Annotated in this window: 11 protein-coding genes and 1 CRISPR repeat array; of the genes, 2 read left to right on the top strand and 9 right to left on the bottom strand. The window is 45.1% G+C overall.

Annotated elements, in window-relative coordinates; all coding sequences use genetic code 11:
• Nucleotides 1–4: 4 nt before the first annotated feature.
• Together cas2 and D469_RS0107590 are read left to right on the top strand one after the other, a co-directional pair.
• Complete coding sequence (gene cas2, locus D469_RS0107600; RefSeq protein WP_018922789.1) at nt 5–313, top strand: CRISPR-associated endonuclease Cas2; 309 nt, start codon at nt 5–7, stop codon at nt 311–313.
• Nucleotides 314–501: 188 nt separating this feature from the next.
• Nucleotides 502–1,660: direct repeats of the CRISPR family, unit length 36 nt; unit sequence ATCATATCACAGCAATGGATTAGATGGAGATATGAC.
• A gap of 931 nt (nt 1,661–2,591) precedes the next feature.
• Nucleotides 2,592–3,539, top strand: a complete 948-nt coding sequence (locus tag D469_RS0107590; RefSeq protein ID WP_018922787.1) for an alpha/beta fold hydrolase — start codon at nt 2,592–2,594, stop codon at nt 3,537–3,539.
• Nucleotides 3,540–3,717: 178 nt separating this feature from the next.
• Here the strand turns inward: D469_RS0107590 and D469_RS0107585 are convergent, their stop codons facing one another.
• The 9 genes from D469_RS0107585 to D469_RS0107545 all read right to left on the bottom strand — a co-directional run bounded on the left by D469_RS0107585 (nt 3,718) and on the right by D469_RS0107545 (nt 15,174).
• Complete coding sequence (locus D469_RS0107585; RefSeq protein ID WP_018922786.1) at nt 3,718–5,331, bottom strand: long-chain fatty acid--CoA ligase; 1,614 nt, start codon at nt 5,329–5,331, stop codon at nt 3,718–3,720.
• 51 nt (nt 5,332–5,382) lie between these two features.
• A complete protein-coding gene (locus tag D469_RS0107580) occupies nt 5,383–6,144 on the bottom strand; it encodes a 3-hydroxyacyl-CoA dehydrogenase (protein WP_018922785.1) in 762 nt (253 codons plus the stop codon).
• Nucleotides 6,145–6,243: 99 nt separating this feature from the next.
• Nucleotides 6,244–7,386, bottom strand: a complete 1,143-nt coding sequence (locus D469_RS0107575; RefSeq protein ID WP_018922784.1) for an acyl-CoA dehydrogenase family protein — start codon at nt 7,384–7,386, stop codon at nt 6,244–6,246.
• Nucleotides 7,387–7,398: 12 nt separating this feature from the next.
• Complete coding sequence (locus tag D469_RS19865) at nt 7,399–8,550, bottom strand: CaiB/BaiF CoA transferase family protein (RefSeq protein ID WP_018922783.1); 1,152 nt, start codon at nt 8,548–8,550, stop codon at nt 7,399–7,401.
• Between the two features lie 509 nt (nt 8,551–9,059).
• Complete coding sequence (locus tag D469_RS19860) at nt 9,060–10,259, bottom strand: cation:proton antiporter (RefSeq protein ID WP_018922782.1); 1,200 nt, start codon at nt 10,257–10,259, stop codon at nt 9,060–9,062.
• Between the two features lie 367 nt (nt 10,260–10,626).
• Nucleotides 10,627–11,997: a GntP family permease gene (locus D469_RS0107560; protein ID WP_018922781.1), complete on the bottom strand. Its 1,371-nt coding sequence runs from the start codon at nt 11,995–11,997 to the stop codon at nt 10,627–10,629.
• Nucleotides 11,998–12,078: 81 nt separating this feature from the next.
• Complete coding sequence (gene pdxA, locus D469_RS0107555; RefSeq protein WP_018922780.1) at nt 12,079–13,092, bottom strand: 4-hydroxythreonine-4-phosphate dehydrogenase PdxA; 1,014 nt, start codon at nt 13,090–13,092, stop codon at nt 12,079–12,081.
• Nucleotides 13,093–13,117: 25 nt separating this feature from the next.
• Nucleotides 13,118–14,401 (bottom strand): four-carbon acid sugar kinase family protein, encoded by a 1,284-nt coding sequence (locus D469_RS0107550; protein WP_018922779.1) that lies wholly within the window; start codon nt 14,399–14,401, stop codon nt 13,118–13,120.
• Nucleotides 14,398–15,174: a DeoR/GlpR family DNA-binding transcription regulator gene (locus D469_RS0107545; protein ID WP_018922778.1), complete on the bottom strand. Its 777-nt coding sequence runs from the start codon at nt 15,172–15,174 to the stop codon at nt 14,398–14,400. The genes D469_RS0107550 and D469_RS0107545 overlap by 4 nt, the downstream gene beginning before the upstream one ends.
• Nucleotides 15,175–15,740: the final 566 nt, after the last annotated feature.

Genomic DNA, 15,740 nt, shown 5'->3' with positions numbered 1-15,740 from the left:
GCATATGAGAATTATATTATTTTTTGACTTGCCAACTAAGACGGCGAAAAATAAAAAAGACTATCTACATTTCAGGAAATACTTGTTGAATGATGGGTATGACATGCTTCAGTGGTCTGTATACAGTCGAATTTGTAATAATCATGAAATGGTACAAAAGCGCTTAACCCAAGTGAAGAAAAACCTTCCAGCAAAAGGATCGGTTCGAGCTCTTCCTGTAACAGAAAAACAATACGCTAACATGAAGATACTATTAGGAGAAAAAACAACAAATGAGGAATTTTTAGAAGTTAATCAACTAACATTATTTTGAATAAAAAAACCATGGAAGGAAATAATGAAAATTTGATTATTTATAAGTGAAAATGGAGATACTAATAGTAAGGAAGCAGAGTAACGTCATTTTTTTAAAGATAATAAGAGTTTTTCACTCACGACCAACAGTTTTTTCTTAAATCAAAAAGCCTAAACACTTGTCGTGTCAGGCTTTATGGTGGACGTATCATATCACAGCAATGGATTAGATGGAGATATGACTCGCCGCGTTGACAAAGTTTTCATCTGTCAATCATATCACAGCAATGGATTAGATGGAGATATGACAGACATCCACCTCACCCTTTTAACGTTTTCATCATATCACAGCAATGGATTAGATGGAGATATGACGCTAATGCCTCCGTCAATGTGTTCCGCGCGATCATATCACAGCAATGGATTAGATGGAGATATGACATAAAAACTGGGAAGAGGTTCACCAAGGAAAATCATATCACAGCAATGGATTAGATGGAGATATGACCGATCCGGCAGTGACTTTGTTTCACATTGAATCATATCACAGCAATGGATTAGATGGAGATATGACCGTAATGTTTAAAACAAAGTACAGGAGCTGATCATATCACAGCAATGGATTAGATGGAGATATGACTTAACTTGCACTATTGAAGAAGAGGATAAAATCATATCACAGCAATGGATTAGATGGAGATATGACAACCGCAACCACAGCCGACACAACCTCAAAATCATATCACAGCAATGGATTAGATGGAGATATGACTTCGCTGTCGACGATTTGGTACGAGAAGCCATCATATCACAGCAATGGATTAGATGGAGATATGACTGTCGCGATTAAACTTACACATTATGGTCGATCATATCACAGCAATGGATTAGATGGAGATATGACGTAGTAACCAAGATTGAAAAAATGCAACAGATCATATCACAGCAATGGATTAGATGGAGATATGACTTCCTTCATCAATTAGCCCCCTTTATCCCCATCATATCACAGCAATGGATTAGATGGAGATATGACCCGCTTCACGGTAGCCGTAATCGTAGTTGGATCATATCACAGCAATGGATTAGATGGAGATATGACTTCGTCTAGTCATTCGGGTGGTGGACGAGTATCATATCACAGCAATGGATTAGATGGAGATATGACCCTGCGTTCATGAAGGTTGGCGTGGCCGGAATCATATCACAGCAATGGATTAGATGGAGATATGACTCTATCGCGATATGTAAGTCGCACAGCAGCATCATATCACAGCAATGGATTAGATGGAGATATGACTTTCCGCTCTCTCTTCGAATGACTTACCGCATCATATCACAGCAACGGATTAGATGCAGATGTGATAGTGTAAAGTAAGGAGGTCCGGGCATCAATACCCCAATACACGTAAATACTAAAGCTATAATTTCATATGAGGTAATGATAAAAATATTTTAAAAGCTTCTTCTTAAAAACAAAAGTATAAATGTTAAAAAGGATTCATAGTGGAATACACTTATATTAAAGCGGAAGAACGTCCTGACGTCGAAGACGCCTTGTGGCCGATGGGAGAATAAAAGAGAAGTCGACCTGGCAAGGAGCTAGGTCGTTTTTTTATGTTGAGAAGCTCAACACTACGTTTATCCTAGCCAATGGGTCAATGCAGCCTTTAAATACGACATAATATATCCAAAAGTTCAAAAATTTTCATACTATTACTTGTTTCTGAATGAAAATAGTATATATTAATAATTGAGGCACGTTCAAACAAACAGGAGCTCTACATATATTGTACATAGGTTAGCGAGGGGGAAGAGTCTTGCCTACCCGAGTGGAACGTCTTGCTAATTATTACCGCTTTCATTTTTGATAATGAGGAGAAAGGATACTCATTGACACTGTCTGAACGAAATGGGAGATGTCTATGGTAAGCTCCGAGCTTCCAAGGATGACTTTCTATTTGCAGCAAAGTTCAGCAGAAGTCGTTCTTTCATAAGGTACGCTTTTGCTGATTGCTTTTACATCTGTCGTTTACCTGCTTTCAGTTTTCTTGTGGTGTTAGTTGGTTTTAATCTAACGATTGACTTTCTTGTTTATGGTGAAATGACGTTGGCACAGATGGTCTCAGCTCTTGCTGCTGCCTCGTAATAGAGGAGAAAACCAGCAGCCACCTCAGCCTTTTCAATCTACTGGAAGCAGGGACTCACCTTGATCTGGGTGATATTTATAAGTTACTGGCAGTTAACCCCGTTTCAACTTTTTTAGTAACTTAGTAATGATAGAATAGGAGAAAAAGATGAAGCCAATCAAATCCTGGTTACGGTTTTTACTATATGGGATAGCTTTTATTTTGCTCGTTATGATGGCCTCTGGACTGTATCAGATGATCGCCTCATCAAGTGATTTAAAAACCTATCCACCAGCAGGAAAAGTAATCGAGATCAACGACAATGAGCAGCATGTTTATAAAAATGGGGCAGGAGAGGAAACGGTTGTTTTCACCGCAGGGAGCGGCACCGCCTCGCCATTTGCTGATATGTATCAGCTGCAGGAAGCTGTCGCAAAAAAGCACCGCACCATTGTTTATGAGCGGCCGGGTTATGGGTGGAGTGAAGGCACAAATACGGAACGTACCATTGAGCAACTGACGAAGGAATTAGCAGAAACTTTGGAACAGCTGAATGAGAAAGGGCCTTACTTATTTGCAGCGCATTCGATGGGGGCATTGGAAGTTATTCACTTTGCCCAACGCTACCCTGAGCAAGTAAAAGGTATAGTTCTATTGGATGGGGTGGAACCAGCTTATGCTGCCCGGATGGATGAAGCAGCCCCTTTAAGCATGTATGTGTTGCAAGCCCTGCGAGCAAGCGGTGTCTTACGTTTGCTTTCCCAACATGAGACAGTAGCTTCTCAGCTCGATCTGCACGAACACTTGCCAGATAGAGTGCTAGAACAAAACCGGGCCCTTACCTTAATCAATCTATGGAATCAAGAAATGCGGGAAGAACAACGAATGCTCAATGAGAATGGAAAGGCGGTAGCAGAGGAGGGAGCTATTGGCGATATTCCGTTAACAATTATAAGCGCTGAAACCTCTGAGATGGAGGGCTGGCATACCAGCCAGGAACGGTTACTCAACCTTTCAACCGAGGCCGAGCAAATTACGCTCGAGAACACGGATCATTTTCTCCATCATCAGCAGCCCGAACGGGTAGTGGAAGAGATTTTACGGATTGCAGACTAAACAAGAAGGGGGATGTGAGTTAAGGCAGCAAGCTACGGCGGCGCTGATCTATAGAAGAGGTGGCCTTGCAAGCAGGAGAGACCGGGTCGGCGAGAGCTCGAGCGCCTCTCCACAGTTGGAATCTTTTTATCGGTAAAAAAAGAGTTGCTGCATAGCTGCGGCAACTCTTTTATAAACGTTAAGCTTGTTTGGTGAGGTGGTCACTAAATTGTTCTCTGAGTGCTCGTTTCAAAAATTTGCCGACTGACGTTTTAGGGAGTTCTTCGAGAAAGATGACGTCATCAGGAAGCCACCATTTGGCAAACTGCGGACGAATTGAATCAAGAATGTCTTTGTCTGTTAACGTTTCAAAGCCATCTTTTTTCACCACGCAGGCAACGGGTCGTTCCTGCCACTCCTGGTGAGGAACGGCGATGACTGCTGCTTCAAAGACACCTTCGTGAGCCATGATCGCATTTTCCAAATCGACAGAAGAGATCCACTCTCCGCCACTTTTCACGAGATCTTTAGTCCGGTCAACAAGGCGAATAGTGCCTTCTTCATCAAGAGTTGCTACATCGCCTGTGTGCAACCACCCATCTTGAAACGCTTCGGCACTTCGGTCATCTTGATAGTATTCATCGGCGATCCAGGGCCCACGGATAAGTAATTCTCCCATTTCTCCACTTCCCCAGGCGACATCACCTTGCGCGTTTACGACTTTCATTTCGACTCCAGGGGCGGGTAAGCCTTGCGAGGCGCGAATCTCTAGTTGTTCCTTTTTTGATAGCTCGTATTGATAACTTTTTAAACTAGCTACAGAAGCAAGCGGACTTGTCTCGGTCATACCGTATGCATGTAAGAAAGGTACGTTATATTTCACTTCAAATGCTTCAATCATAGCTTCTGGCGCCGCGGAACCTCCACATAACACTGCGCGCAAAGAGCTCGTGTCATAATTTCCGTTCTCCCACGCTTGTAACAACCCCATCCAAATCGTTGGCACACCGGCAGTTAACGTGACATTTTCAGCTTCGATCAATTCGGCCAGTAAAGCTGGGGTGAATTGTGGCCCCGGGAGGATTTGACTCGTTCCAAACCAGGTGGCGGCAAATGGAATCCCCCACGCATTCGCATGAAACATAGGTACGACTGGCATGCAACGATCTTGTTCGGAAAGAGCGGCCGTATCAGCAAGGCCTAATGCGTAACTATGAAGGACGATGCCGCGGTGAGAATACACAACGCCTTTTGGGTTTCCGGTCGTAGCAGATGTGTAGCAAATCCCCGCAGGATCTTCTTCACTTACATCGGTAAAAAAGGAAAAGTCAGCGTCTCCTTGATTGATCAACTCTTCGTAATCGTAGACTGGGTGTAACGTCGTGTTGTATTCTTTGCTGTCAGACATCATGATATATCCTTCAACCGTGGATAATTGCTCTTGAATCGGCTCAATTAAAGGCAGCAAATCTTCATCAATTAATAGAAACTTGTCTTCAGCATGATTAATGACATAGCGTAAGTGCTCTGGCGAGAGGCGCAGGTTAATTGTATGCAAGACCCCTCCTGCACCAGGAATGGCAAAATAGCTTTCCAAATGGCGATGGTGGTTCCAAGCAATGGTGCCGACACGGTCTCCTTTGCTAACGCCTAGGGCTTCGAGTTGGCTAGCAAGTTTTTTGGTTCGTTCAGCGATTTCAGCATAGGTGAAGCGTTGAATACCGTTTAGTGTTCTGGAGACTACTTCTTTTTTTCCATACAAAGCAGCAGCACGTTCCATCATAGCAGGGACATTTAAAGGCACATTCATCATAGTGATCAACCTCCTAGTTTGAAATGAAAAATCCTAACGTATGAAAATTCTTTATTTCGCTGGCATTCGAATTGCCCCGTCAAGGCGGATGGTTTCTCCATTAATCATTGAATTTTGGAAAATATGAAGCGCCAATTCAGCAAATTCCCGTGGGTTACCTAAACGTTTAGGGAAGGGGGTGAGTTGTTCAAGGTGACTTCTTGCTTCCTCAGGCAACGCCCCAAATAACGGAGTGTCAAACACACCGGGAGCGATAGAGACGACTCGTATCCCAGCGTTAGCCAGTTCCCTTGCGGCTGGAAGTGTAAGTGAGGTGATCCCTCCTTTCGATGCGCTATAAGCGGCTTGGCCAATCTGTCCATCATATGCTGCGATGGAAGCCGTATTAATGATTACGCCCCGTTCGCCTGTATCGGTAGGATCATGGCTTTTCATCCGTTCAGCAGAGAGTCGCAGCATATTAAATGTTCCAATCAAATTTACTTCTATGACTTTTTGAAACGTTTCGAGGTCGTGGGGCCCTTTGTTACTGAGTACTTTTTTTGCACTGCCAATGCCGGCACAGTTGATTACTCCGTGTAATGCGCCATTCGATTCTATAGCAGCATCCAGTGCGATTGTCACTTCAGTTTCGTTGGTAATATCAACTTGATGATAGACTTGGTTGGTACCCCTGGTATGCTCAATGTTTTCTTCACTTTTCTGGTCAAATATAGTGACGTTCGCTCCATGGGCTTGGAGAAGCTCTACGCAGGCTGCACCTAAGCCTGAAGCGCCACCAGTCACAAGAATATGTTTACCGTTTATTTCCACGACAGTGCCTCCTTTTTCGTAAATAGTCGGAACTTTAAAGTAGCACTACTTCCGCAATTGCAAAGGAAGAGGGGAATTCGAGAAAAGTTCGTACAATAGTTACTTGGCAGGTAATTTCATTTCTTTAGCGATGATTTGTTTCATCATTTCATTACTGCCTGCATAAATGGATTGAACCGGCACATCACGATACCTGCGGGCGATTTCGTATTCTTCAATGAAGCCATAGCCGCCGTGAAGCTGCATGCAAGTATCAGCTGTTCGTTTTGCAAGCTCTGTTATCCACCATTTCGCCATGGATACTTCTTCAGTTAAGTGCTCTCTGGCCGCGTGCCGTTGGATGAGATCATTCACAAAGGTTTGACCGATCGTAATTTCAGTGTGAAGCTCAGCCAGTTTGAATTGCACGTGCTGAAAAGAACCAAGCGACTGTCCAAATGTCTTCCGCCCTTGTACATAATCCCGGGTCAGCTCAAGCATTCGTCTGCTGCCTGCAATGGAGCCGATCGCAAGTATCAAGCGTTCTTGCTGCAATTGATTCATTAAATAATAAAACCCTTGATGTTCGTTTCCAATTAAATGATCGGCGGGCACTTTTACGTCTTCAAATATGAGTTCCGCGGTATCTTGACTGCGGAGGCCAACTTTCTCCAACTTTTTCCCGCGCTTAAATCCTGGCGTGTCTCTTTCTACAACAAAGAGGCTCAGGCCTTTGTGGGGTGCTGAAGCAGCAGCATCCGTACGACAAACGACGATGATCAAGTCGGCATGAATGCCATTTGTGATAAACGTTTTTTCACCGTTAATGATATAATGCTCACCGTCTCGTTCTGCTTTCGTTTGAATAGAGGCAAGGTCCGAACCCGTCTGGGGCTCTGTCATGGCGATGGCTGTAATGGTTTCACCTTTTACACAAGCGGGCAGCCACTTGGACTTTTGCGCTTTGGTTCCGTAGTGAAAAAGGTAAGGAACCGCAATGTCATTATGTAAGCTAAGCCCCATCAGTCCTGTGCCTATACGTTCAATTTCCTCAGACATAATCGCTGAGTATAGAAAATCAGCCTGCGCACCACCGTAAGCTTCATCAACCCACGGACATAAATACCCTTGTTCACCCGCTTTTTCCCAGAGAGAGCGTGGAATGATGCCGTCGCGTTCCCACTGAGGGAAGAATGGAAGAGCCTCTTTTTCCAAAAAGCGCCGAAAGCTTTTTCTAAACAGTTCATGTTCTTCTTTGTACATACGAACACCTCATTATTTGGTAGCGCTTTCATTATTGTTAGCAAAATAAAAAGGAGAATAGTGGGCTTCAAGTGGATCAATAAAGTGCGTTCCTCCTACAAAGCGATAGGTGGGTTGATAGTTCTGGGATTTGACTGCGTTGCTTACTTGGGTCTGAGAGGTCCCAGTCGCTGGATTAAACACTTCAACAAACATTTCCCGCTCGTAAAAAAGAGGATCGTCGTGAGCTTCAGCTAACGTAGCCACAGGTTCAACACAAGCATCAGTCTCAGCCAAGATTTCTTTCCATTCAGCTAATGGTTTCGTTTTAAAGACGTGGGTAAGCTCATCTTTGATTGTTTGCGCGCTGAGAGAAGAAGACAACAAATCTTCTCGCTTTATCACTTTACACAGGCGTTTGAAAAAGACCTCTTCGAGACTGCCGACGGCCAAGTACCGTCCATCGCTTGTTTCATAAAAATGATAATAACTCCCGCCGTTTAATGTTTCTGACTCGTAATCAGGCACCGTTTTGTCATAAATATACCTTTGGTTCGCCAAAGGCTGCATGCTAAACATCGCATCGGTCATGCTAATATCTAGATAATCTCCAACACCGGAATGTTCCCGCTGATAAAGGGCCATTAAAATAGCCATCACACTGTAGTGCGCACCCCCAGCCACATCTGCCCAGGGCGTACCAGCAAGCAGCGGGCCATCTGTTTTCGTTCCGCTGTATGAAGCTAACCCAGAACGAGCATAATAGTTAATATCATGACCTGCTTTTCGCCTGTCTGGACCAGTCTGGCCGTAGCCAGTGAGGGAACAATAGATAATCGCTGGGTTCACCTTTTTCATATACTCATAATCCAATCCGTATTTGGCCATCACCCCCGGACGAAACTGCTCAATGATTACATCCGCATCTTCCACCCAGCGTTTGAGTACATGCAAATGATCGTCATCGGTAAAATCAAGCTTAGCTACCGTTTTCGAGCGATTCATTTCTTGATAAAAAACAGACGAACCATCAACCTTCGGAGGGACCTCATGCAAAAGATCCGTTCGATGAGGCGACTCAATCCGCAACACATCAGCGCCCCAATCAGCCAAAAATTTCGAAGCCATAGGCCCTGGCAGAAGCGCAGTGAAATCTAACACTTTCACCCCTTTTAACATGGACATGTCTTTACCCCCCCCACAAAAAGAATGAACATTCATTCAGCATAAATAATTTTTTAAAAATTCTAACCCTTTGTTCATTTTATTATTATTTCCTTTTTTCGGTCAAGTAGAAATATTGACGAAAAGACGTATAAGCTGGGAAGTGGAAGTAAGCACGTGGCCATATGCCTAACGTAATAGCATAATGCACCAACTAGACCCTGCACATTTATAAACGCAATTTTTTGATCCTATAGCTTTTTATAGATAAAGAGAAGGCAGATAAGTACATAGAATTAAATGAGAATGGTAGATATATGAAGAACCTTACCATCAGTCGCATAGAATAACTTATATACTATTACTAAGTATAAAGCTTTCTTCTTCTATAAGATAAAAATTCAGGCGCTATTAAAAGTACATAAAGCAGTCATGTACACGCTTGTAATCCTTTGCAAAGGGCTAATAAAAATACCCTGGTCAAAAACGACCAAGGTATTTCAAAATTATAACAACTACCTTCTCGATAGTTACGATTCTTTTGTAATTCCCAACCGTCTGGCCAGAGGAGTTATCGTAAAGCCATGAACACATACCGTAGTAAAGACTAAAGCAAGTGTTAACGGAACTAATAAGGTAGCATCTGAAAATCCAGCATCCACCAAGACATCTTGAAAGTAACTGCTAACCGTCATGGCCACAATCCCCCGGGGAGCAATCCAACCAATAAGGGTTTTTTCGCGGGCTGGAAGACCAGTTTTTATTAATGACAACCAAACGGATAATGGGCGAATGACAAAAATCATCATCAACACAAAGATTAATAGCCTCACATCAAGGATGGTAGTCAGTTCTTCTCTAGTGGTTGAGGCTGCCAAGATGATAAACACCGAGGAGATAAGAAGAACTGATATATTTTCCTTAAAATGGCGGATGTTCGTTAAAATACGCAGGTCTATTCCCATATTGGCCATAGCAAGTCCCATGGCGGTAACGGTTAATAAACCACTTTCTGGCATTAACATATTAGAGACACTGAAACTGAGAACCACTACGGCAAACATGAATGAATTCTGCATAAAATAAGGAATGATTTCTCTTTGAAAGATAAGTCCCATTACATATCCAATACCATAGCCAATGAGTAAAGCAATAATTGCGGCAAAGAAAAATAACAACAGAGAGTTCGAATTCGCCGCGCCTGTAACAGCTAAACCAACTTGAAAGGCAAATAAAGCAAACAACGGTCCAATTGGGTCAACAATGATTCCTTCCCAGCGCAATAATGCGGCTGGGCGTTCTTTTAGGTTAGCTTGACGAAGAAGGGGACCGATTACGGTTGGGCCTGTCACAACAAATAACCCACCGATCACAAAAGCCACGACCCATGATAAACCCAAAATATAATGAGTGGCTAACGCTGTGAAAATCCACGAAAGCAGGGGTACAATCAAAATCATGCGGTTTACAGGTCGTTTGAAATCAAAAATTTCTTTTCGGTCTAAATTTAAGCTGCCTTCAAATAAAATGATCGCCACAGCCATGGAGATTAATGGTTTCATGACCGGACCGAAAACGTCTTCTGGTACAATAACTCCCGCCCCAGGACCTAATGCCACTCCTGTAATCGTCATGATAAAAATGGCAGGGAGGCTGAAGCGCCAAGAAAACCATTGAGATAACATCCCAACTATTAATATCACACCTATAGCAAATAGTGTTAATTCCATGGGTTTGATCCCTCTCAATCTATGGTTTAGGTTGCTGCTAGATAACATGCTTCATTGTTTAATCGGTATTTCAGTCACACGAAATCCCATTGTAAAATGGCATTCATGTCTTTTGCTACCGGCTGTTAAAATTCAGAATTGAAAATTAAATCAGGTGAGAAATAGAAAACTAATAACAAAGGCATGTACCGGGAGAGAGGGAGAACACAGGAGGGTTGGTACCACATAGGGGACAGAACATTACTTTTCAACTAAACGGATGCACGGAACTTCGATGGACTCCTTGCACCACACGAAACTGTCTCATACAAAAACCCTGCCGCCGCATTCCACGGGGCAGGGTGCCTTTTTAATGTTTCAGGTGAATTTACCCAACAATCATGTTCGCAATGATCAGCATAACAAGTGATGCAGCCCACGCAAGTGTTGTTGGCACGGACCATACAAGCATCTGTTCTTTCACGTTTTTAATGCCAAGCATGCGGTTAACAACCCAGAACAAGCTGTCGTTAAAGTAGGAGAAAATAAGCGCTCCCAACGTGGCGGCTTGTGCAGCCAACACAATATTGATGTCCATATCGACAACGATTGGCGCTGAGATTGAAGCAGCGGTGATCATGGCGACTGTGCCGCTACCTTGAATCAAGCGCACAAGCGAGGCAATGAAGAATGGAAGCAGCACGGGTGGAATCGCAGTGGCTGCCATTTGTTCCCCGATGTAGTCGCCTGTTCCGCTCTCCCGAAGAACTTCACCAAGTGCGCCACCGGCACCGGTAACAAGTAGGATAATACCAGCAGTCTTAATTCCTTCTTCCATGCGTTCGATTGCTTCCGTCTGTCTTACCTCATTAAACAAGCCGTAAATCGCAACAATCAGACCAATTGCCACTGCAATAACCGGATTTCCAAAGAACTGAATATAATCGGCAACTACGCCTTCAACACCCATCGCATCGGAAATCGTATTGGCAAAGATTAATAGAATCGGCACGATAATAGGCGCCACCGAAATGCCAAGACCAGGAAGATTCTTTTGTTCTTGCATTTCATAGTATTCGTCCAAAGTAGATGGCATTGCCGGGCGTTCGTAGTCCAAGCCGTCTTCTGTTGGCACCTGGTAAATCTTTTTCCCGATCCAGCGGGCATACCAAATTCCAACAACCAAAATAGGACCTGCAAAAATAAGACCATATAATAACATTAATCCAATATCTGCGCCGAAAATCCCAGCAACACCGAGGGGGCCTGGTGTCGGAGGAACCGCGTGGTGAGTGGCACTCAAACCAATCGCAAGAGCCACACCCAGACCTACGACCGATTTACCAGTTTTTGTTGAAAGCGCCTTCACTAAAGGCATTAAAATAACAAACGCTGAATCTACGAAAATAGGGATCGATACAACGTAACCTGCAAGTGCCATCGCCCATTCTTCTCTTTTGCGGCCAAGCCACTTAATAAACGAATACGCCATCCGTTCAGCTGCACCGGACACCTCTAAAATCCGGCCCATCATGACACCCAGACCAATCACAATCCCGATCGTGCTGAGCGTATTCCCGAAACCAAACGTAATCGCATCCACAACCTCAGGCGCCGGCATGCCTCCGACAATGCCCGTCACCGAAGCCGCAATCAATAGAGCGACAAACGCATGAATCTTCGTTTTAAGCACTAAGACAATCAGTAAAAAAACACCAATCAACAGACCCACAATCATTTGCGTACCGGACGGATCCATCAATCAAAACCCCTTTCTGTAAAAAATAAGATATAAGAACGGGGTGCCTTCTTTGCGTTCACAAAGAAGGCCAACCCGGTATTACTTTACTGTTTCACCCGTAAAGTGGGGCGCGTATTTTGCTGAAAGTTTAACACATTCTTCCATACTTACCGCACTCGCAATGCCGGTGCCTGCGATATCAAACGCCGTTCCGTGGTCGACGGAGGTGCGGAGGAACGGCAGCCCGTTCGTAATAGAAATGGTGCGTTCAAAGTCTGTCATTTTCGCAGCGATATGGCCCTGATCATGGTACAGAGACAACACGGCGTCATACTTGCCGTTTAAGGCTTGATGGAAGACAGAGTCTGCCGGTACCGGTCCTTCAACGGGAATACCGTCTTTTTGCGCGCGTTCAATGCCAGGGCGGATTTGGTCCACTTCCTCGCGACCGAACAAGCCGTTCTCGCCGCTGTGCGGGTTAAGCCCGGCCACGGCAAATTTGCGGTCTTCAATGCCGAGACGCTTGAGCGCTTCGTCACAGCGGATCAGATAATCATGCACGCGCTCTGCGGTCATTTGGTCAATCGCATCTTTAAGCGAAAGGTGGCGGGTAAGGAAGAAGATGCGCATCGTGCGAACTTCAAACATCGTCAGCGGGTCGTCAATGCCTGTCATTGAAGCAAGCATTTCCGTGTGGCCGATATGCGGCACTTCCGCTGCTTTCAGTGATTCTTTATTAATCGGTGTCGTCGCAATCACATCTGCGCTGCCATCTTGAGCAAATTCAACTGATTTCTGAATATATTCATAAGCTGCCTGCCCGCACTGCGCCTGCACTTCTCCGTACTGGAGGGAAGAAATGTCGACGTTGTTTAAATCAAGTACATCAACAGTGCCGAAGGTAAACTTCGCTTCGTTCGGTGAAGAAATTTTGTTAAAGGAAATGTCTGTCTTTGTCACTTCGGCTGCTTTTTCTAAAATATCGATTTGACCGACCACGAAAGGCTTTCCAGATTCAAAGACCTCCTGGTTAGCTAGAGATTTAACTGTAATTTCTGGTCCGATGCCGGCCGGGTCTCCCATTGGAATGGCAATAATCGCTTTCTTTGTCATCATAAATTCCTCCTAAAAGTAGTTATTATAGTTTCGTGCGCAAGAATTTGACCGCTTCGAGCATGGAACGCTTATCGCCGACCATGCCGCCTTTGGTGACAATCGGCAGCCGGTCAAAATAACCGCCGACGAGCCTTCCGTAAGACGCGAGTGGGATCACTTCATCTTCAAGCGCGATGCCGTTGGCTCTGCTGAATGCGCAAAGGGAAGCAGTGACATCGCCGCCGCTGGAGTAGCAGGCGCGAATTTCTGGTTTGCCGCGCTCAATCACCTGGCGGGTAATGCTGCCAAGCCCATCGGTCATTCGCTTGGCCAATGCCTCTTCGGTTACGCCTTCTTCCTGAGCTTTTGCTTTTAGATTAATCAGCTCCATTCCCTGGCGGTGGGTGGTAATGACGAGTACTTCTCGTTCAGCCAGGCGCTTCAACGCTTCTTCAGTCACACGTTGGACTTCTTCTTCCCATGAAGCGGTGTAGCTCGCCAGTTGTTCAGGCTTCGCGTAAACAACGGTAGGGTCAACATCCTCAATGAGCCGCTCCAATTGCTTCCCGGTAAGTGCTGTCGCGCTGCCAACTGTAGCGAGAATCCGCCCGCCTTGTTTCATTTCCTCCGCGCAGGCTGACGCATAAGCGGCGGTAAATGGGCCAGGGTCAACCGTAATAATATCTTGTTCCGGAATTTCTTTTAGTGTAGCAGCGATACGCTCCACATCTTCATCGGTCACCGCATCACAGACGATAATACGGGCCCCGCTTTGAAAAGCATCACGCAGTACCTTTTGTAAATGGCCGTTAGAAGCCATTATGTCTTTTAACCCAATCGAATGGACTGTATGAGTAGACTGTTCTTCAATTAATTCCGGCACACATGAAGTCGTTAGCGGCTTTACTGGATCATTTGCTACATCAGTCTTTTGCAAAGGAACGTCGTCTACGAGCATGTAGCCGCCAATAACTACCCGGTCGGAAGCAGGGAAGGAAGGGGTTACGACTGCCACCCGATCAGGAAAAAGCTCAAGCAGTTGATCAAGCTCGGGGCCGATATTGCCGCGGACGGTACTGTCGATCCGTTTAGAAATAAGCTCTGCTCCCCAGTGATTTAGTTCTTCAGCTGCTGTTTTTACCCGCTCTGCTGCATTTTCAGTTGGCAAATAGCGGCTGTCCGTATCCATAATGACAGCGTCGTAACCTTGGTCTTTAGGAAAAGGCGAACTATGAACGACTGTAACGGCCGGGAATCCTTCTTTCGTTAAGCGGACACCCGTGGCATTGGCTCCGGTTAAATCATCCGCAATTACACCAATCTTCATTGAACCTTCCCTCCTTCTCGAGCCGGCACTTGGAGAAGGTGCTGATGAATGGTGCCTCCAACACGTTCTGCATAGCCGCTGTCTGTTAAAATACCTTCTAGTTCATCCAATCCGCAAACCCGGGCAAACGCTTTTTTCTTAAATTTGCTCGAATCAGTCAAAAGCCACGTTTCTTCAGCAGCTGCCATCATGAGTTGTTTGATGCGGGCTTTTTCCATCGTTGGAGCGGTCACACCGGCTTCAATGTCAACCGCGTGCGCCCCAAGAAAAAACTGATCGACAAATAATGTTTGGAGAAGCTGTTCCGTGTGCGGACCGAACATCGCCCCGACATGGCGCTGCAGCTCTCCGCCCGCTACCACCACTTGAGCAGGGCTGTTTATAAGCTCGGCTGCAATTGGAATATCATTGGTGATTATTGTTAAATCCCCGCGCTCTTTTAATTCACGTGCCAACTCTAACGTCGTCGTGCCTGAATCTAAAACAATCGTGGCATTTTCTTTTACTAACTTTGCAGCCTTCTCTGCAATCGCTTTCTTTTCGGGCTGAAAATACCCTTCCTTATAAGAGTAAGGCGTCTCTCCTTTAAGTGTCTGCGGGGCAGCGGCGCCGCCGTGAGTTCTGATGAGCTTGCCTTCTTGTTCAAGCTGGCTCAAATCCCGGCGAATCGTCATTGTTGACACGCCTAAACGTTGCGTCAACTCTTCGACCTCCACCCGCTGTTTCTCTTTTAACAATTCTGTAATATGTTCTCTTCGATCATTAGCGTTCATGTTATCGCCTCTTTGTTGTTCGGTTCAAACAAGTTATGATGTTATTATGTATGAAAGTGTTTGTTTTAGTCAATAATAAATAGCTGTTTTGTGAAAAAAATTTTGGTGAGTGTATATTTTGTTCGTTTTGAACATATAAAAGTAAAATGAGCAACTATAGGGCAGCAGGAAAATCGGTCACGCCACACTAAGTAAGTGCCACGCCACAACATAAGCCGTTTACTCCACAAGTCAGGGCCGCCACTCCACAGCTGACCAGGGTGACGCAACAACCAGCAGGATTCACGCCACAAGCCCGCTGCGCGACGCCACAACCAAACAAGGCGACGCCACAACCAATACCGGTGGTCCGAGCCCCAGAGAAAACCCAATAAAAAAACAAATAGAAGCGCTGCCCCCGCAGCGCCGCCTTACGTTATTAGCAGTGAAGTAAGGACATATCTGGAGGGGACAACTCGATGACAAAAAGGTGAGTACGCACGTGAAGGGGCTTCTGCGCAAAGGGAGTGTGTAACTGTGCATCGAAGGAGAGTGACTACGCAACGGAATCAGGTCACTGTACAACG

The organism is Salsuginibacillus kocurii DSM 18087 (genome assembly GCF_000377705.1).
GTDB lineage: Bacteria > Bacillota > Bacilli > Bacillales > Marinococcaceae > Salsuginibacillus > Salsuginibacillus kocurii.
This window is presented reverse-complemented; position numbering and strand designations above follow the sequence as displayed.

Bases quoted from the DNA above. Each gene is read 5' to 3' on its own strand.
- D469_RS19865 (WP_018922783.1), bottom strand. From the start codon at position 8,550: ATGTCCATGTTAAAAGGGGTGAAAGTGTTAGATTTCACTGCGCTTCTG.
- D469_RS0107550 (WP_018922779.1), bottom strand. From the start codon at position 14,401: ATGAAGATTGGTGTAATTGCGGATGATTTAACCGGAGCCAATGCCACG.
- cas2 (WP_018922789.1), top strand. From the start codon at position 5: ATGAGAATTATATTATTTTTTGACTTGCCAACTAAGACGGCGAAAAAT.
- D469_RS0107545 (WP_018922778.1), bottom strand. From the start codon at position 15,174: ATGAACGCTAATGATCGAAGAGAACATATTACAGAATTGTTAAAAGAG.
- D469_RS0107560 (WP_018922781.1), bottom strand. From the start codon at position 11,997: ATGGATCCGTCCGGTACGCAAATGATTGTGGGTCTGTTGATTGGTGTT.
- D469_RS0107585 (WP_018922786.1), bottom strand. From the start codon at position 5,331: ATGATGAATGTGCCTTTAAATGTCCCTGCTATGATGGAACGTGCTGCT.
- pdxA (WP_018922780.1), bottom strand. From the start codon at position 13,092: ATGACAAAGAAAGCGATTATTGCCATTCCAATGGGAGACCCGGCCGGC.
- D469_RS19860 (WP_018922782.1), bottom strand. From the start codon at position 10,259: ATGGAATTAACACTATTTGCTATAGGTGTGATATTAATAGTTGGGATG.
- D469_RS0107575 (WP_018922784.1), bottom strand. From the start codon at position 7,386: ATGTACAAAGAAGAACATGAACTGTTTAGAAAAAGCTTTCGGCGCTTT.
- D469_RS0107590 (WP_018922787.1), top strand. From the start codon at position 2,592: ATGAAGCCAATCAAATCCTGGTTACGGTTTTTACTATATGGGATAGCT.